This window comes from Stenotrophomonas sp. CFBP8994 (assembly GCF_034044835.1).
GTDB classification, from domain to species: domain Bacteria; phylum Pseudomonadota; class Gammaproteobacteria; order Xanthomonadales; family Xanthomonadaceae; genus Stenotrophomonas; species Stenotrophomonas rhizophila_A.
Window position 1 is genome coordinate 393,445 of sequence record NZ_JAXCWT010000001.1, and the last position, 18,139, is coordinate 411,583.

An 18,139-nucleotide genomic window follows, 5' to 3' on the forward strand; every position below is an offset into this window, starting at 1 on the left:
TTACGGGCCCATTGGGATCGGGATCAATCAACCAGGGGCCCGGAACATTTCCGGCGCCTTTTTATCTGCCCGATTCAATCATTTCCACGACATCGGTGGCCGTGATCGGCACGCTCAGCCAATAGCCCTGCGCCAGGTCGCAACCGCGCTGGCTCAGCAGGTCGAACTGCACTTCCTGTTCGATGCCCTCGGCTACCACGGTGATGCCCAGCGCGTGGGCCATGGCGATGATCGCCGTGGTCAGGGCCAGGTCGTCCGGGTCGCGCTGCATGTCGGCGACGAAGCTCTTGTCGATCTTGACCCCGTCCACCGGCACCTGGCGCAAGTGGCTCAGCCCCGAGAAGCCGGTGCCGAAATCGTCCAGCCAGACCTTCACGCCGGTGCGGTGCAGCTTGTCCAGCAGGGCCGCGGCCAGCATCTCATCGCCGATCACCGCCGTTTCAGTCAGCTCCAGGTGCAGGCGCGAGGCCGGCAGGCCTGTGTCACGCAGGCAGTCGGCCACCAGCTGGGGCAGCTCGCCGCCGCGCAGCTGGCGCGGAGATACGTTGACGGAGACGAACATGCCTTCGCCATCGGACGAATGCGGCCACTGCACCGCTTCCATGCAGGCCGCGCGCAGCACCTTCGGGCCGATCACTTCGATCAGGCCACTCTGTTCGGCCACTTCGATGAACACCGAGGGCGGAATAGTGCCCAGGGTCGGGTGCTGCCAGCGCAGCAGCACTTCGACCCCGACCATGCGGCGGTCGCGGGTACGGAAGATGGGCTGGTAGACCAGGCGCAGCTCGCCGCGCTCCCAGGCGCCGCGCAGTTCCTGCTCCATGTGCACGCGGCGTTCCACCGCATGGTCCATGGCCCGGCTGTAATAGCGGTAGCAGTTCTTGCCGGCGACCTTGGCCTGGTACATGGCGATGTCGCCATTCTTGAGCAGGGTGGTCGCATCGGCGGCATCGTCGGGGAACAGGGTCACGCCGATGGAGGTGCCGAGGAACAGCTCGCGGCCCTGCACCACCAGCGGCTTGCTCAGTTCGCGGACCAGCAGTTCAGCCAGCTGGCGCGCGCTCGCCGCCACGTCGCCATCGCCGATCAGGATCACGAACTCGTCGCCGCCAAAGCGGGCCAGCAGCGCTTCATCGCCGCCGGCCTGGGCCACGGCCGCACTGATGCGCTGGGCGAACTGCAGCAGCGCTTCATCGCCGGCCTCGTGGCCGAGGGTGTCGTTGACGCGCTTGAAGTCGTCCATGTCGGCGAACAACAGGCCCAAGCGATGGTTGGACGCGCGCGCGGCCATCAGCCGGTGGTCCAGCGCCTCGCGGAACGCCAGCCGGTTGGTCAGCCCGGTCAGGGCATCGGTGTAGGCCATGTGGCGCACTTCGCGATCGTGCCGCGCAATGGCCTCGCTCATCCGGCCGAACGCACGCACCAGCTCGCCCACTTCGTCCTGGCGGTTGCTGTTGCTCAGCTGCGGCCGGTAGTCACCCGCCTCGATCTGGCGCGCGGCGGCGGCCAACCCGCGGATCGGACCGACCAGGGTGCGCTGCACATACACGATGACCCCCGCGCCGATGGCCAGCAGCAGGCCCAGCATCAGCAGCAGCCAGCCCAGGTGGCGCTTGCCCACCTGCTGCAGGCGCTCGCCCAGGGTCAGGTTGGCCCGCTGCTCCATGGCCTGCACGTCATCCAGCGCCATGCCGACGCGGACCCCGCCGATGCGCTGGTTGCCGATCATGATCGGCATCGCGTTGTCGAGCACCTTGGGCGATTGCTGCACCACCAGCTTGCGCGCGCCCACTGCCCCGGCGGCCAGCGGATCTTCCATGGGCCGGCCGAAATCGACCACTTCGGTCGAACCGTCGTGGATCAGCTTGCCGTCCTCGTCGAACACCAGCACGTAGCGCACCACCTGCTGCCGCGAGGTATTGCGCACCAGCGCACCTACCTGGGCCAGGTCGTTGTAGTACAGCGGGTTGGCCAGCGCGTCGGACAGCTCGCGCGCCAGGGCCTCGCCCCGGCTGCGCACGCTGCGGTCGAACAGTTCGTGGATGACGCTGCCGCTGAGGTGCTTGACCTCCTCCTGCATCGCCGCCTGGCGCCCAAGCACCACGGCCACGATCGCCACCACCACCACCATCGCCCCGCCCATCGCCAACACGAAACGGGACTGCATTCCGGAACCCAACGGCCTCATTCCACTTCCATCCGCACGCGTGTAAGACCCTGTTTCAATTCATCCAAACGGTGCTGCATCTGCGCATCGACCCGATGGAACCCGGACGTACCAAAAAACTTCTCGAGCGCATCCTGCGCCTGCGGATCCGAGGCGGCATCCAGCAGTACCTGCTGCAACCTGTCACGCACTTTCGGGTCCAGCCCCGCGCGCACCACTTCCACCGCACGCGGGTACGGCTCGGTGCGATGGATGGCACGGAAGTCGCGGCGGAACGCGGCCGGAATCCGGTGCGGATCGGCCCAGTCCACGCTGCTGACCGCGCCGGCATCGACCATGCCCTTGTGCACGAAGGTGGCGATGTTGGCCTCCGACCGCGCGAACACATAGCCCACCGTATCGGGCGCGGCCGCGTCGCGCGCGGACAACAGGATCTCCGGGGTCAGGCCGTTCTGCAACAGGGTCATCACCGGCACCAGGTAGGCGCTGGTGGAGGCCACGTTCTGCAGGGCCAGGGTGTGGCCCTTGAGGTCGGCCAGCGAGGTGATGGGGCTGTCGCGGCGCACGAAAAACACGGTCTGGTAGTCGCGCACGCCGCTGCGTTCGGTCAGCAGCAGCGGCTGGGCGCCGCTGCGCAGGCCCAGGTTGACGGCGGTGCCGGAGGTTTCGGTGACCCAGTCGACCCGGCCACGGCGCAGGTAGCTGGCCATCTGCTGCGCATCGGGCGCCATCAGGATGCGGCCTTCGGTGATGCCGACATCGCGCATGCGTGGAACAACATAGTCGAGCAGGGGTTGCAGTTGCGCATAGTGTGACTTGGGGTTGTCGCTGATCCGACCCAGCACCAGGACATGGCCCGGGTCGGCGTGGCCTGAATGGGTGTCATCAGGGGGGGCCGCTGCGGTGCCAGCCGTCATGACGATGGCCAGACACAGCACCCCTCCCTGCAGCAGCCATCGCAGTACCGGCAATCCCATCCGCTCCCCCCAAGGAATCGAGACAGCCTACCCGAAAAAGTGAGACGTGCGTCGGGTCAATCGGGTTTAGCGTTCGCCAGGCGTGCCATCCGCTGGGCGTCGGCCAGAATGCCGCGCAGCAGCCGCACTTCCTGTTCGCTCAGTTCGGTGCGCAGGAACAGCCGGCGCAGTTTGCGCATGGCCGAATCCGGGGCGCGGCCCTTGTGGAAGTCGATCTCGTCCAGGGTCTGGCCGAGCTGGCCGAACAGGCCTTCGACCTGGGCGTGGCTGGCCGGCTGTTCACGATGTTCAGGATCGGCCGGCGCGGCCGCTTCCACTCCACCCAGGCTGGCCATGCGCAGCTCGTAGGCCAGCACCTGCACGGCGGCGGCGAGGTTCAGCGAGCTGAACTCCGGGTTGGAAGGAATGTGCACGGCCAGGTGACAGAGCTGCAGCTCTTCATTGGTCAGGCCGGTACGCTCGCGACCGAATACGAAGGCGACCTCGCCATCGATCTCGGCGGCCTTGGCCAGGGCGCGCTGGGCGGCCACGCCGGGCAGCAGTTCTTCGAGTTGGACGCGGCGGGCGCGGGCGGTACAGCCCAGCACCAGCCGGCAGTCGGCCACGGCTTCGGCCAGGGTGGCCACGACCGGGGCGTCGCCCAGCACGTCCTCGGCGCCGGCCGAGCGGCGGAAGGCTTCTTCATCCAGCGGCTTTTCGGGGGCGACCAGCACCAGCCGACCCAGCCCCATGGTCTTCATGGCACGCGCGGCGGCGCCCATGTTGCCGGGGTGCTGGGTGCCCACGAGGACGAAACGGATACGGGAGGAAGCGGATTCAGTGGACATGAACAGGCCAAACGCGAGCAGGACAGTCACAAATGGTAAACTGTGTGACCGGCCTCTGCGCCGGGACCGCTCTTTTCCCCCGCCAGTACCCCCCTACTCTGCCTTTCCGGGAGCTTTTCGCCATGCAGAAACCCGCCGTCACCGTCATGGTCAAGGCCGCCCGCCTCGCCGGCAACGTCCTGTTGCGCAACATCAACAAGCTGGAGGCGTTGAACGTCGTGCAGAAGGGGCGCATGGACTATGCCAGTGAAGTCGATGCGGATGCGGAAAAGGTGATCGTCAAGGAACTCAAGCGCGCCTATCCCGAGTACGGGATCATGGGCGAGGAAGGCGGCGTGCAGGCCGTCAACCGCTACATGTGGGTCATCGACCCGCTCGACGGCACCAGCAACTACCTCCGCGGCTTCCCGCACTACTGCGTCTCCATTGCCCTGGTCGAAAACGGCGAGCCGATCGACGCGGTGATCTTCGATCCGCTCCGCAATGAACTGTTCACCGCCAGCCGTGGCGCCGGTGCGGTGCTGAACGACCGCCGCATCCGCGTCGCCGACCGCAAGGACCTGGCGGGCGCGATGATCCACACCGGTTTCGCCCCGCGCGAGCGCAACCGCACCAGCGCCCAGCTGAAGGCGGTGGACGCACTGCTGGTCCACGCCGAAGACGTGCGCCGCACCGGTTCGGCCGCGCTGGACCTGGCCTACGTGGCCTGTGGCCGCGCCGACGCCTACTTCGAAGCGGGCGTGAAAGCCTGGGACATCGCCGCCGGCGTACTGCTGGTCCGCGAGGCCGGCGGCCGCGTCTGCGACTTCAAGGGCGCCACCCCGGGCCGCATGGACAGCCGTGGCCCGGAAACCCAGCAGATCGTGGCCGGCAACGTGAAGAACACCGACATCCTGCAGAAGGTGCTGGTCAACACCGGCTACGCTGCTGAGTTCGACGCGAAGTTCTGATCGGATTGATGTGAGATTCAAGCGACGGCGCCTTCGGGCGCCGTTTTTTTTTGCCTCCGCGCGTAGAGCGCTGGCTGTTCGGTTTCCACCGCGCGGTGCGAGGGCGGGGGTGCCCTGGCCGGACACGCGTGAACCCATCCATGGGGCTTATCGCAGCATCCATGCTGCTCAAAGTCCGGCCAGGGCACCCCCGCCCTCGCCCCCTCAGTTCTCTGCGACGACCGGATACAAGATCAAAAGCATCGCGCGAGCCCCCGCATTCTTGGCTGCTCAGCCACGCATGGCGTGGCTCGCCACCTGCCGTGGACTTCGTCACCGCCGGCGCGATCTGTCTGGGGGCGCGGGGTGGGAGGGGGTAGCGGGGCTTTGAGCAGCATGGATGCTGCGATAAGCCCCATGGATGGGTTCACGCGTGCCCCGCTACCCCCTCCCACCCCGCGCCCCCGCGCGCAGAGAATGAAAACGCTAGTGCCCCCAGCGCGGGAAGCCCGGCAGGCGAAGGCTTTCTGCATTGCGCATCGACCAACGGTCGGTACCTACCAATGCCGGAAAAAGAAAAAGCCCGACCAATAGGCCGGGCGCTTGATTCAAACCAACCACTACTGCATCAGGCCACGGTGTTGCTCGCAGCCTTCAGCGCGGCAATGCGCTCTTCCAGCGGCGGGTGGCTGAGGAACAGCTTCTTGGCAGTGGCACCGGCGATGCCGAACGCGGCGATCTGGGTCGGCAGGGTGCTCTGGCCGTGATTGAGCTTCAGGCGCTCCAGTGCGGCGATCATCTTCTGGCGGCCGGCCAGGTGCGCACCGCCCGCGTCGGCGCGGAACTCGCGATGGCGCGAGAACCACATGGCAATCATGGTCGCGAACAGGCCGAACACCATTTCCAGCACGAACACGATGATGAAGTAGGCAAAGCCGCGGCCGCCGCCTTCGCGGTTGCCCGACAGTGCACTGTCGATGATGCCGCCGACCACGCGCGCCAGCACGATCACGAACGTGTTGAGCACGCCCTGCAGCAGCGCCATGGTGATCATGTCACCGTTGGCCACGTGCGCGATTTCGTGGCCCAGTACCGCCTCGGCCTCGTCCTCGCTCATGTTCTGCAGCAGGCCCGTGGAGACCGCCACCAGCGCGTTGTTGCGGTTGGCACCGGTCGCGAACGCGTTGATTTCCGGGCCGTCATAGACCGCCACTTCCGGCATGCCGATACCGGCTTCGCGCGCCTGGCGCTCCACCGTGGCCAGCAGCCAGCGCTCGGTCTGGTTGCGCGGCTCGGTGATCACCACCGCGCCGGTGGAACGCTTGGCCATCCACTTCGACAGCAGCAGCGAGATCAGCGACCCGCCGAAGCCGAAGATGGCCGCAACCACCAGCAGGCCGCTCATGCTTGCCGGATCGATACCGGCCAGGCGCATTACGAAGCCTGCCAGGATCAACACGGCGAAGTTGGTCGCGAGGAACAGGGCAATACGACTGAACATGGGAAAAGGACGCTTTCAGGTGGGTGTTGGTGCAAATCTGCGGGGACTTCATGTTGAATTCAAGTCGCAACCTGACCGACGATTCATAGTTCATGTCCATGACTGCCTACCGCGGGCGCTTCGCCCCCTCGCCCACCGGCCCCCTCCACGCCGGCTCGCTGCTCGCCGCCTTGGGCAGCTGGCTGCTGGCCCGGCACGCCCGTGGCCAGTGGCTGGTCCGGGTCGAAGACGTCGACCCGCCCCGCACCGTGCCTGGCGCCATCGACCAGCAACTGGCCGCCCTGGCCGCCTTCGGCCTGGGCAGCGATGACGCCATCGTCCACCAGAGCCAGCGCGACGCCCTCTACCAGGCCGCGCTGGACCGCCTGCTGGCCGAGGACAAGGCCTTTGCCTGCCACTGCAGCCGTACCGAACTGGCCGACCAGCAGGGTATTCATCATTACTGCGTGGCACGTACTGAACGCGCCCGACCGGCCATCCGCCTGCGCGTGCCGCCGGGCAGCGTGGTCGCGTTCGACGACGGCCTGCGCGGCCGGGTTCGCCAGGACGTGCATGCCATGGTCGGCGACTTCGTGCTGCGCCGGGCGGACGGCTACTGGGCCTACCAGTTGGCCGTGGTGGTCGACGACGGTGACCAGGCCATCACCGACGTGGTCCGCGGCGCTGACCTGCTCGATTCCACGCCGCGCCAGATCCTGCTGCAGCAGGCACTGGGGCTGCCCACCCCGCGCTACCTGCACCTGCCACTGCTGCTGGAGCCGGACGGGCTCAAACTGTCCAAATCCGCCGCCGCGCGCCCGGTCGATGCCTATCATCCGCTGCCCGCCCTGCAGCAGGCCTGGGCGCAGCTTGGCCAGGATCCCGCATGCCTGCAGGGCTGCCGCAGCGTTGCCGAGCTCCTTGAACGGGCCGTTGCCGGCTTCGACCCGGCGCGATTGCCACCGGGTGACATCCGCCTTGACGCCGACGCCTGCTGAGCCGCCCATTTTCCGCCGCGATGTTGCAGAATCGCTGTCCCCCCCCCTGTTGGCCCCGGAGTAGCTGCTCATGACATCTCGCGTCGCACTGGTCACCGGTGGTACCGGCGGTATCGGTTCCGCCATCTGCCAACGTCTGGCCGACCAGGGCCATCGGGTTGCCACCAACTACCGTGACGAGGCCAAGGCCCTGGCCTGGCGCGAGAAGATGCTGGCGCGCGGCTGCGACGTGGCGATCTTCCCCGGCGACGTCTCCGATCCGGATACCGCCGAACAGATGGTGCACGCGGTGGAAGCCGCACTGGGCCCGGTCGAGATCCTGGTCAACAACGCCGGCATCACCCGCGACACCACCTTCCACCGCATGCGCGCCGACCAGTGGCACGACGTGATCAACACCAACCTCAATTCGGTGTTCAACGTCACCCGCCCGGTCATTGAAGGCATGCGCCGCCGCGGCTGGGGCCGGGTGATCCAGATCAGCTCGATCAACGGCCTGAAGGGCCAGTACGGCCAGGCCAACTACGCCGCCGCCAAGGCCGGCATGCACGGCTTCACCATCTCGCTGGCGCGCGAGAATGCCGGCTTCGGCATCACCGTCAACACCATCTCGCCCGGCTACGTCGCCACCGACATGGTGATGGCCGTGCCCGACGAAGTGCGCGCCAAGATCATCGCCGACATCCCCACCGGCCGCCTCGGCAAGCCCGAGGAAATCGCCTACGCCGTCGCCTTCCTGGTCGCCGAAGAAGCCGCCTGGATCACCGGCTCCAACCTCGACATCAACGGCGGCCACCACATGGGCTGGTAACGCTTACACCGTTACCCCACCGCAGGTTCCAAGACCGCCCAACGGCCGACGCAACCGGCATGGCAGCATGCCGCGAAAAAATGCTGCACTTCACCCGCCCGCCCACCGCAGGAGGAGCCCCCTTCTTGTTGAAGGGGGCGCGCCGAAGGCGCGGGGTTAAGGCGGCATGCCGCAGGGGCCCACGTTTTGCGCAGCAAAGCGTGGGCAAGCGCAGCAGGCGTTGCGGATACCCCGAAATGCTGCACCCATGCTGCGCAGCATGAAGAACGCCAGCAAATGACCAAAGGAGGTTGCAACGCCTGCTGCGCTGCGCCATGCTTCGCCCCTACGCTGACGAGTGATTGCTTCATGGCTGCGAACCGCATCATCAAGAAGTATCCCAACCGCCGTCTCTACGACACCGAGATTTCCAGCTACATCACCATCGAGGACGTGCGCCAGCTGATCCTGGACGGCGAGGACTTCGAAGTCCGCGACGCCAAGAGCGGCGACGACCTGACCCGTTCAGTGTTGCTGCAGATCATCGCCGACCAGGAACAGGACGGTGAGCCCATGCTCTCCACCCAGCTGCTCAGCCAGCTGATCCGGTTCTATGGCGATTCGCTGCAGGGCTTCATGGGCAACTACCTGGAGCGCAGCATGCAGGTCTTCCTGGACCAGCAGCAGCAGTTCCGTCAGCAGATGGGCAACCTGCTCGGCCAGACCCCGTGGGCGATGATGAACCAGCTCACCGAACGCAACCTGGAACTTTGGCAGGACTTCCAGCGCAACATGGGCGGCGGCTTCGGCCCGCGTCCGCCGGGTACCCAGACCGGCACCGGTACGGGCACCGGCAAGCCCGAAGCCCCCACGGCCGGCAAGACCCGCCGTTGACTGCTTCGCCCGGCAGCGCCGGGCCGCATGAAAAAAGGCGCAGCCTCACGGCCGCGCCTTTTTCATTTGCGCACCGTGGAAATCAGCGCTTGGGTTTGGCGCAGCCGGTGCAGATCCGCTCCACCTGGTAGCCCTTGGCGCGCAGCTTTTCGACGACGCCATCTTCGCCCAGCAGGTGCAGCGAGCCCACCACCACCAGCGTGCCGCCCTGCCCGGCCTTGAGCTGCTGCTCCAGCTTGGGTACCCACGCATTGTTGCGGTCGGTATTGATGCGCTTGTACAGCTGCGGGTACTCGCCGCGCATTTCCGCGGCCATCGAGGTCCACAGCAGCTTGTCGTCGCCACGGCGCCAGGCATCGTGCAGCTTGCGACCCATCGCATCGGCCTCGCTGGCCTGGTCCAGCGCCTCGGCCACCATCTGCTGCTGCTCCTGCGCGGACATGCCCGAGAGCACCGCCACCTGCGTATCGATGTCTTCCAGGCCGCTGGTCGGCTTGCCCGCATCGGCGGCGCGCGTCATGAAATGCCGGTCCAGCCCCAGCGCCGGGTCCAGGCCCATCTTGGCGAACTGCGACAGCGTGATGGTCAGCCCGACGAACCAGGGCTTCATGCCCTGCAGCTGTGCCAGCGGCAGGTTGTTGTCGCGCGCGTAGGCCTGCAGCTTGGTCCAGGTGGCGTCGTCCAGGTCACGCCTGAGTTCGCTGCCATCGGTGCGCATCGCCGCCTGCAGCATCTTGCGGGTCAGGTCCGGCGACTGCATGTCCTGCGGCGAGAGTTCGAACACCACGCGCTTGGACGCCGCGAAGGCCTGGTCCACGTCGGCCGCCAGCGGATAATCGTCGGCACGCAGCAGATGGAACGAGCCCAGCAGGTACACCCGGCTGTCGCCCGGGCCGGTCACCTTCCACAGCAGCGGCACCGGCGCGGTGGATTTCGCCGCCGGGGCGGCGGCCATCGTGGCTGCGCTGGCCAGCAGCAGGCTGGTAGCCAGCAGCAGCGGGGCCGCCAGTCGCTTCAGCATCGTCATGCTCAAACCCCTCCCTGGGGTGTGTGGTAGGCCTGCTCACCGGCTTCGACCTTCAGGTCCAGACGGTTTTCCGGCGGGGTCAGTGGGCACGTGGCGAACGGCGTGAACGCACACGGCGGGTTGTAGGCGTGGTTGAAATCAATCACCACCTTGCCGCTCGCATCCGGTGCGGGCAGGTCCAGGTAGCGGCCAGCCGGGTAACTGCCATGGCCGCTGGTGCGGTCGCCGAAGATCACGAACAGCTCGCGCCCCGGCTCACCCAGCGCTTCCAGCCGCCAGGTCTTTCCATCGCGCTCGAATTCCAGTGCACCCGAATTCGGCATCTCGGTGGTGAGGCCGGTGATGTCCACGATCGGCAGGGTCTTGCCGGCCGGGTGCGGAACAAACCGCGCGCTGATGCGCCAGTCCGGACCACCCGGCCAGTAGTTCAGGCCAGTGAAGCCGGTGCGCGAATAGGCGTCGGCATGCTTGACCCGCAGCGCGTAGCGCTCACCACGGTGGATCAGGCTGAGCTGGCCCTTGCCATCATCGAAGCCGATAAGCGTAGGCGCCGGATCGCGGTCGCTCTGGAAACGGATCGGCCCGGTGAGCGGCTTGCCGTCCACGGTCAGTGCCGTGCCGCGCTCGGGGGTGAAGGTGAGTATGTCGCCACGGTGCGCCACCATGCCCAGCTTGGCCGGGCCCACGGCCAGGCGGATGCCGCTGCCGGGGCCGCTGCCGATGTAGTGCGCCTTGTGCTCCAGCCAATGCAGGCCGACCAGGCTGGTCCAGCCATCGGGCGCGTGCAGCTCGGTGTAGCGCTGCTGTCGCCATTGCTGCTGTTCGGCGGCGAATGCCGGATCCACCGCCGCCGGCGCCGGCGCGGCTTCTTTATCGCCACACCCTGCCAGGCCCAGCGCCAGCACTGCCGCGCCGAGTCCCCATCCCCAAGTACGCATCGTGTCCCCCTTCAACGTCCGCGCAGGAACCAGCGGTCGATTTCCGCCAGTGAAAAACGGGCCCAGGTGGGCCGGCCGTGGTTGCATTGGCCGGACCGCTCGGTAATTTCCATGTCGCGCAGCAGCGCGTTCATTTCCGGCAGGGTCAGCCGCCGGTTGGCGCGCACCGCGCCGTGGCAGGCCATGGTCGACAACAGTTCGTCGCGCGCACTGGCGATGCGCCGGCTCTGGCCGTGTTCGCGCAGGTCGGTGAGCACATCGCGCAGCAGCCCTTCCGGCTCGGCGTTGGCCAGCAGCGCGGGAATGCTGCGCACATGCAGCGAACCGGGACCGGACCGGGTGATCTCGAACCCCAGCGCGGTCAGCGTATCGGCTTCGCGCTCGGCGGTATCGGCATCGCGCTCGCCCACTGCCAGGGTGATCGGCACCAGCAGCGGCTGCGCATGCAGGCCGGTGGCATCGTGCGCGGTCTTCAGCCGCTCATAGCCGATCCGCTCGTGGGCGGCATGCATGTCCACCACGATCAGGCCTTCGGCATTCTCGGCCAGGATGTAGATGCCGTGCAGCTGCGCCACCGCATAGCCCAGCGGCGGCACGCCACTGTCGGCCGCGGTGACCGGCAGGCCCTGCTCGCTGGGCATCGGCGGCAGCGCGGCATCGCTGCCGGCCGGGCGCGCGTACAGCGCTGCATAGGCCGACGGGGCATCGGCCACGCGCAGGCCCAAAGGCGACTGCTGCGGGCGCCAGGCCGTGTTGCCCATGCCACCACCGCCACCGCCCGCCAACGCGTAGCCCGTGCCGGCCGCTGCACTGGCATAGGCAGGCGCGGCAGCCTCGGCGACGCCCTCGCTGCCCGCCCCCGTCGCGGTCATGCCCGCACGGGTTTCAGCCAGCGCTTCCTTCAACGTGCGGTAGACGAAGTCATGGATCAACCTCGAATCGCGGAAACGCACTTCATGTTTGGCCGGGTGCACATTGACGTCCACCCGGGTCGGGTCCAGCTCCAGGAACAGCACGTACGCGGGCTGGCGGCCATGAAACAGCACATCGCCGTAGGCCATCTTCACCGCATGGGCCACGCTGCGGTCGCGCACCGAACGACCGTTGACGTACAGGTACTGCTGGTCGGTGCTGGCGCGAGAATAATGCGGCTGCGCGATCCAGCCATGCAGGCGCAGCCCGGCACCGCTGTGGTCCACGCGCATGGCCTGGGTGGCGAAGTCTTCGCCCAGCGTTTCGCCCAGCCGCGCATCGGAATACAGATCACCCGGCTTGTAGCGCCGCGACGGCTTGCCGTTGTGCGACACCCGCAGCTCCACGTCCGGCCGCGCCAGCGCCAGCGAACGCAGCCATTCTTCGATATGGCCCAGTTCCGTCCGCTCGGCGCGCAGGAATTTGCGGCGAGCCGGCACGTTGTAGAACAGCTCGCGCACTTCCACCGTGGTGCCCGGTGCATGCGCGCGCGGGGTGACTTCGCCCAGCTTGCCGCCTTCGATCTGCAGCGCCGAGCCATGCTCGTCACCGCGCCGGCGCGAGGCCAGGGTAAAGCGGCTCACCGACGCGATCGACGGCAGCGCCTCACCACGGAAGCCCAGCGTGGCCACCGCTTCCAGGTCATCCAGACTGGCGATCTTGCTGGTGGCATGCCGCGACACCGCCAGCGGCAGTTCTTCCGGCGCGATGCCACCACCGTCGTCACGGATGCGGATCAACCGCACCCCACCCTCTTCCAGGTCGATATCCACGCGGGTGGCACCGGCGTCGAGCGCGTTTTCCACCAGTTCCTTGACCACCGACGCCGGGCGTTCAACGACCTCGCCTGCAGCGATCTGATTGATGAGGATTTCGGGAAGCTGGCGGATGGTCATGCGGGAATGATATCCGGATCGTGGGGATGGATTCCGATATCGATTGGCCAATGGGCCCATGGTCGATTGATCCCGATCCCCATGGGCCCGTAAAAATTCGTAGCCCCGGCCGTTGGCCGGACACCGCGCGCAGCGCGGCCCAAGCGTCCGGAGCCGACGATTCATCGGTTGCGGCCTTCCCACCGGCGCTTATGCGTTCCGAAGACGCCCGTCAGGCGTTCATGACGCCTGATACGCGGTTTCGTTTCGGGTTTACACCCGGATGCATGGCCGCCATCGAGAGCAGGTCGAGCTCCGGACGCTTGGGCCGCGCTGCGCGCGGTGTCCGGCCAACGGCCGGGGCTACGAACCGTTACGTAACGTCCGGATACCCGGATCAATCAACCATGGGCCCCAGTGGGTACGTTGGGGCCGGGCAGACGCCACAAAAAAACCCGCCGAAGCGGGTTTTTATTTGCTACCGCCGGCGACCGTACTGGCGGCGTCTATCTCGGCTTGGGCGCGGGCCGCGTACAGCGTACCCGGTGGCGGCTGGCGGCTGAAGAACGTATGCACGCCATCCAACACCGCACCGGCGATCTGGCGCTGGTAGGCCGGGTCCATCAGGCGGCGCTCTTCGTCCGGGTTGGAGATGAAGGCGGTTTCCACCAGCATCGCCGGCATGTCCGAGGTGCGCAGCACCGCGAAGTTGGCCCGTTCAATCGCCGGCTTGTGGTTCTTGCCGATCCGCTTCAGCCCGCCCAGCACGTGCCCGGCCGCGTCTTCGGAGGCCTTCATGTAACCGCTCTGGGCCAGGTCCAGCAGCACATTGGCCAGCGTGCCCTCGGTCTGCTGCAGGCGCACGCCACCGACCAGATCAGCCGCGTTTTCCTTGTCCGCCAGCCAACGGGCGCGCTGCGACGACGCGCCCTTGGTCGACAGCACGTAAACCGACGAACCCGTCGCCGCGCGGTTTTCCGCAGCATCGGCGTGGATCGAGATGAAGATGTCAGCCTTGGCCGAACGTGCCTTCTGCGCGCGCATCGGCAGCGGAATGAACACGTCGGTATCGCGGGTCAGGAACGCCTTCAGGCCCGGCGTCGCATTGACCTGGCGTGCCAGCTCACGCGCCACTGCCAGCGTGATGTCTTTTTCGCGCTTGCCGGTCGGCCCAACCGCGCCCGGATCCTGGCCGCCGTGGCCGGGATCGATCGCCACCACCAGCGGGCGCATGCCCGACTGCATCTTGACCCGCGACGCATCGCTGGGCATCACCGGGCGCGGCGGCTGCGCCGGCACCACGGTGGTCGGCACCGGCACGTTGGCCGGCGTCGGCTGGCCGGCCAGGATGGCAGCAGGCGACGCGGAATTGCTGGCAGCGTTGGCGGTGCCGGCCGCCGCCACGTTGACCGTGGTCGCGGTCGGCGCGGCCGGGGTCGGCACCGGCGTGGCGGCGCTGACGCTGGCCTGTTGCCGCACCGACGCGGTCAACAGCGCCGTGGCGCGGGCAGCGTCATTGCGCGCCTGCGCCGCTTCGGCCGGCGTCGGCGGCAGGGTCTGGGTGGTTGCAGGAACGGGCGTGGTGCTGGCCTGCGTCGCCATCGATGCAGTCGAAGGCACGGTGCCTGGCACCGTGCTGTTGGCTGCAGTGACCGGTGCCGGGGTAGCGGGCACGGGCGCGCGGGCCACGCTGGCCGGCGCATCACCCGGCCACTCGATCACCAGCCGCGAATCCTCGCCCTGCTTGACCAGCTGCGGCTTGAACGGCGCCACCGATTCGGCAAGGTCAAACACCACGCGGAACGTGCCGGGCACCGGCTGCCCGGTGCGCACCGCCGTGACCACGCCCTTGGGCGCAGGCAGCTTGAGGTTGCGCACCGCGCCGGAATCGGGGAAATCGACCACCAACCGGTTCGGGCCGGCCAGGGTCAGGGTCTTGTAGCCGCCGCTGCCGGACAGCGCGATCTCGGCGCGGGTGCCGGTCGAACCGGTCTCCAGGGCCACCTGGCGGACTTCGCCCGCCCACGACATCGCGCTCGCCAGACAGAGTCCGACGGCGGCGCAGATGGCAGTGAGTGGCTTCCCCATTGGCATGGGTACGGATTCAATCACTGCGCTGAATGAAAAGCAACACCTTTTCCCTTAATAATCCGTAGCCTGGGGGTGTTTCCTACTGTCAGCCGACAGAAAGGGCCTGCAAGTCGCCCCCTTGCGGGAGCCGTTCCAGCCATTCATGTCCTGCCGCACTGGCCGCGCCCAGCCGCGCGCGACGGCCCTGCCCCTCGATCTCCAGCGCCACGATCAGGTCGGTGGGCGGCAGCGCGCCGGCCCCGCGCTCGGGCCATTCCACCAGCCACAGCGAGGCACTGCCCTCGTCCAGGCCGAGGAAATCCAGTTCTTCCGCCTGCCCGATCCGATACAGGTCCAGGTGCCAGGCTTCGTGACCGTCGCTCAGCGGATAGCGCTCGACCAGCGTGTAGGTGGGGCTGCGGACGTTGCCCTGCACGCCCAGCGCGCGCAGCAGCGCCCGCGCCAGGGTGGACTTGCCGGCACCCAGGTCACCTCTCAACTCAACCACCGCGTGCGGGGGGCGTGTGGCCGCCAGCCATTGGCCGAGCAGGTCGGTGTCCTGCGGTTGTGCCAGGAAGAACTCAATCATGGGCGTCACGGTTCCGGGTTCACCCGCCGGCGCAGCGGCACCAGCAGGTCGGTGGGGAGCAGGCCACGCTGGCCTTCGCTGGCCGCGTCATCGCCGGCCAGGCTGTGCAGCAGCGCACCGCTGCTGGCCGCGTCGAACGCGTCCAGCCCCTGCGCGCGCAGTGCGGCAATGATGCCGGTGAGCAGGTCGCCCATGCCACCCACCGCCATGCCCGGGTTGCCGGCGGCGATCACCCGGGGGCGTTGATGCGGTGCGGCCACGATCGTGCCGGCGCCTTTGAGCACCACCACGGCATTGAAACGCGCGGCCAGTGCCGCAGCGGCGGCGAAACGGTCGGCCTGTACCTGGGCGGTGTCGGTACCCAGCAGCCGCGCCGCCTCGCCCGGGTGCGGGGTGAGAATCGCGTCGTGCAGCGTCTGCGGCGTGGCCGCCAGCAGGTTCAACGCATCGGCATCGATCACCAGCGGCTTGCCGCTGGCCAGCACCTGCCGCCACAGCTCGTGGGCCCAGTCGTCCTGGCCCAGCCCGGGGCCGATCGCGATCACTTTCGCGCGCGGCAGCAGCGCCTGCAGGTCCTGCGCCTCCTGCACCGGGTGGGCCATGGCTTCGGGCAGGCGCGCCAGCAGCGGCGCGATGTGCTGTGCCTGGGTGGCCACGCTGACCAGCCCGGCGCCGGCGCGCAGCGCCGATTCTGCGGCCAGCATCACCGAGCCTCCACTGCCGGCGTTGCCGCCCACGCACAGCACATGGCCGGATTCGCCTTTGTGCGTGTTGGCACGGCGCGGCGCCAGCTGCGTGGACAGCCGGGAAGGCAACCACAGACACGCTGCCGGCGCGATGCCTCGCTGCGAACCGTCGGGCAGCGACAGCGGTGCCAGCCGGCGGCCACCGATGTATTCCAGCGCCTCTGCGGTGTACAGCCCTTGGTGACGGACGATGAACTGCAGGGTGATCGTGGCGCGCACCGCAGCCCCGGGCACCGCGCCGGTACGCGCGTCCACGCCACTGGGCACATCCAGCGAAAGCACTGGCAGCCCGCTGTCGAAGATCGCCGCGATCAGGCGCGCCGCATCGCCGTTCGGCGCGCGGTTCAGCCCGATGCCGAACAGTGCATCGACCACGAGGTCAGCGGCAGGCAATTCCCCTGCGAAGACGGTTTCCTGCCCACCCACCGCCAGATACGCCGCGCGGGCCCGTTCAGCCAGCTCCGTCCGCGCGCCGGCATCGGCCAGCCGCAGCACCTGCACCTGCCGCCCGGCCTGCCGGGCCAGCCGCGCCAGCACGTAGCCATCGCCGCCGTTGTTGCCTGCGCCTGCCGCCACGCAAAGCCGCTGCGCCTGCGGCCAGCGCTCCAGCAGGCACTGCCAGGCGGCCGTGCCGGCCTGCTCCATCAGCCCGGCGCCGCCATCGCCCAGCAGCGCGCTGGCCTGGGCATCGAGACGGCGCGCGGCGGCGACATCGAACAGTTCATCGAGTTCGTGCATGCCGGGATTCTATACTTGCTGCATGTCCGCTGTTCCCCTGCCCGCCCCGCTCGACCTGGCCCGTGCCGCCGAACGGGTGCGCGCGCTTGCGCGGCAGCATGGCTTCCAGCGCTGCGGCGTGTCCGGCATCGACCTGGCCGACGACGAAGCGCACCTGGCCGACTGGCTGGGCCAGGGTCTGTACGGCACCATGGATTGGATGGCACGCCACGCCACGCTCCGCGCGCGCCCGGCCGAACTGCTGCCCGGCACCGTGCGGGTGATTTCAGTGGGCATGGATTACGGCCACAAGGACGACACCGAGGCCTGGAACACGCTGCATGACGGCAACCGCGCCTACGTGGCGCGGTATGCGTTGGGCCGCGATTACCACAAGCTGATGCGCAACCGCCTGCAGAAATTCGCCGATGCGCTGGCCGCGGAGATCGGCACGTTCGGGTACCGGGTGTTCGTCGATTCGGCCCCGGTGCTGGAGCGTGCGCTGGCACGCAACGCCGGGCTGGGCTGGATCGGCAAGCACACCTGCCTGATCGACCGCCAGGGCGGCTCGTGGTTTTTCCTGGGCGAGATCTACATCGACCTGCCGTTGCCGGTGGATGCGCCGGCCAGCGCGCACTGCGGCACCTGCACCCGCTGCATCGATGTCTGCCCCACCCAGGCCATCATCGGCCCGCAGCGGCTGGATGCGCGGCGCTGCATTTCCTACCTCACCATCGAACACGATGGCGCCATTCTCGAAGACATGCGCCCGCTGATGGGCAACCGCATCTACGGCTGTGACGACTGCCAGCTGGTGTGCCCCTGGAACAAGTTCGCGCGGCGCACCGACGAGCCGGATTTCCGCGCCCGCAACGCGCTCGATACCGCCACGCTGGCCGAACTGTTCGCGTGGGAGGAAGACGAATTCCTGCGCCGCACCGAAGGCAGCCCGATCCGCCGCAGCGGGCATGAGCGCTGGCTGCGCAACATCGCGGTGGCACTGGGCAATGCGCCAGGCCATCCGGACACGCTGGCCGCGCTGCACGCCCGCGTCGGACATGACTCCGCGCTGGTACGCGAACACGTGCAGTGGGCACTGCAGCAGCACGCCCGGCTCGACAACGGCGGCTGAGCGCCTCACAC

15 protein-coding genes are annotated in these 18,139 nt (G+C 68.0%); 5 read left to right on the forward strand and 10 right to left on the reverse strand.

All coding sequences use genetic code 11. From position 1 onward, the window contains the following. Positions 1–61: 61 nt before the first annotated feature. From SOM39_RS01895 to SOM39_RS01905, 3 genes are read right to left on the reverse strand one after another with little or no spacing between them, the layout of a single operon-like run. Complete coding sequence (locus SOM39_RS01895) at positions 62–2,188, reverse strand: putative bifunctional diguanylate cyclase/phosphodiesterase (protein ID WP_217536380.1); 2,127 nt, start codon at positions 2,186–2,188, stop codon at positions 62–64. After that, positions 2,185–3,144, reverse strand: coding sequence for a phosphate/phosphite/phosphonate ABC transporter substrate-binding protein (locus SOM39_RS01900; RefSeq protein ID WP_320457305.1), 960 nt, complete (start codon positions 3,142–3,144; stop codon positions 2,185–2,187). The genes SOM39_RS01895 and SOM39_RS01900 overlap by 4 nt, the downstream gene beginning before the upstream one ends. A 56-nt stretch (positions 3,145–3,200) precedes the next feature. Beyond that, a complete protein-coding gene (locus SOM39_RS01905; protein WP_217536386.1) occupies positions 3,201–3,971 on the reverse strand; it encodes an RNA methyltransferase in 771 nt (256 codons plus the stop codon). A gap of 122 nt (positions 3,972–4,093) precedes the next feature. On the opposite strand from SOM39_RS01905, the gene SOM39_RS01910 reads away from it, so the two are divergent. Further along, positions 4,094–4,921, forward strand: a complete 828-nt coding sequence (locus SOM39_RS01910) for an inositol monophosphatase family protein (RefSeq protein ID WP_068853263.1) — start codon at positions 4,094–4,096, stop codon at positions 4,919–4,921. A 607-nt stretch (positions 4,922–5,528) separates the two neighbouring features. On the opposite strand, the gene htpX is transcribed toward SOM39_RS01910, so the two are convergent. Then, positions 5,529–6,401 carry a protease HtpX gene (htpX, locus tag SOM39_RS01915; RefSeq protein WP_068853266.1) on the reverse strand — a complete coding sequence of 291 codons (873 nt, stop codon included), beginning with the start codon at positions 6,399–6,401 and terminating at the stop codon, positions 5,529–5,531. A 92-nt stretch (positions 6,402–6,493) separates the two neighbouring features. Between htpX and gluQRS the strand changes: the two genes are divergently transcribed. The 3 genes from gluQRS (at position 6,494) to phaR (ending at position 9,062) form a co-directional block, all read left to right on the forward strand. Continuing rightward, on the forward strand, positions 6,494–7,378 hold the full coding sequence (gene gluQRS / locus SOM39_RS01920) for a tRNA glutamyl-Q(34) synthetase GluQRS (RefSeq protein ID WP_320457306.1): 885 nt from the start codon (positions 6,494–6,496) through the stop codon (positions 7,376–7,378). A gap of 70 nt (positions 7,379–7,448) precedes the next feature. Further along, positions 7,449–8,189: a beta-ketoacyl-ACP reductase gene (locus SOM39_RS01925; RefSeq protein WP_068853270.1), complete on the forward strand. Its 741-nt coding sequence runs from the start codon at positions 7,449–7,451 to the stop codon at positions 8,187–8,189. Between the two features lie 348 nt (positions 8,190–8,537). Next, complete coding sequence (phaR, locus tag SOM39_RS01930; protein WP_068853272.1) at positions 8,538–9,062, forward strand: polyhydroxyalkanoate synthesis repressor PhaR; 525 nt, start codon at positions 8,538–8,540, stop codon at positions 9,060–9,062. Positions 9,063–9,144: 82 nt separating this feature from the next. Here phaR and SOM39_RS01935 read toward each other — a convergent pair whose 3' ends face one another. The 6 genes from SOM39_RS01935 to SOM39_RS01960 all read right to left on the reverse strand — a co-directional run bounded on the left by SOM39_RS01935 (position 9,145) and on the right by SOM39_RS01960 (position 17,017). Then, positions 9,145–10,089, reverse strand: coding sequence for a TraB/GumN family protein (locus SOM39_RS01935; RefSeq protein WP_414715835.1), 945 nt, complete (start codon positions 10,087–10,089; stop codon positions 9,145–9,147). Positions 10,090–10,091: 2 nt separating this feature from the next. Next, complete coding sequence (locus SOM39_RS01940; RefSeq protein WP_068853274.1) at positions 10,092–11,027, reverse strand: DUF1684 domain-containing protein; 936 nt, start codon at positions 11,025–11,027, stop codon at positions 10,092–10,094. Positions 11,028–11,038: 11 nt separating this feature from the next. Then, positions 11,039–12,895, reverse strand: a complete 1,857-nt coding sequence (gene mutL, locus SOM39_RS01945; RefSeq protein WP_093536357.1) for a DNA mismatch repair endonuclease MutL — start codon at positions 12,893–12,895, stop codon at positions 11,039–11,041. A gap of 450 nt (positions 12,896–13,345) precedes the next feature. Beyond that, positions 13,346–14,968, reverse strand: coding sequence for an N-acetylmuramoyl-L-alanine amidase (locus tag SOM39_RS01950; protein ID WP_414715836.1), 1,623 nt, complete (start codon positions 14,966–14,968; stop codon positions 13,346–13,348). Between the two features lie 82 nt (positions 14,969–15,050). Further along, a complete protein-coding gene (tsaE, locus tag SOM39_RS01955) occupies positions 15,051–15,533 on the reverse strand; it encodes a tRNA (adenosine(37)-N6)-threonylcarbamoyltransferase complex ATPase subunit type 1 TsaE (protein ID WP_093536353.1) in 483 nt (160 codons plus the stop codon). A gap of 5 nt (positions 15,534–15,538) precedes the next feature. Then, on the reverse strand, positions 15,539–17,017 hold the full coding sequence (locus SOM39_RS01960) for an NAD(P)H-hydrate dehydratase (protein ID WP_320457308.1): 1,479 nt from the start codon (positions 17,015–17,017) through the stop codon (positions 15,539–15,541). Positions 17,018–17,039: 22 nt separating this feature from the next. On the opposite strand from SOM39_RS01960, the gene queG reads away from it, so the two are divergent. Continuing rightward, positions 17,040–18,128: a tRNA epoxyqueuosine(34) reductase QueG gene (gene queG / locus SOM39_RS01965; RefSeq protein WP_320457309.1), complete on the forward strand. Its 1,089-nt coding sequence runs from the start codon at positions 17,040–17,042 to the stop codon at positions 18,126–18,128. The last annotated feature ends 11 nt before the right edge of the window (positions 18,129–18,139 follow it).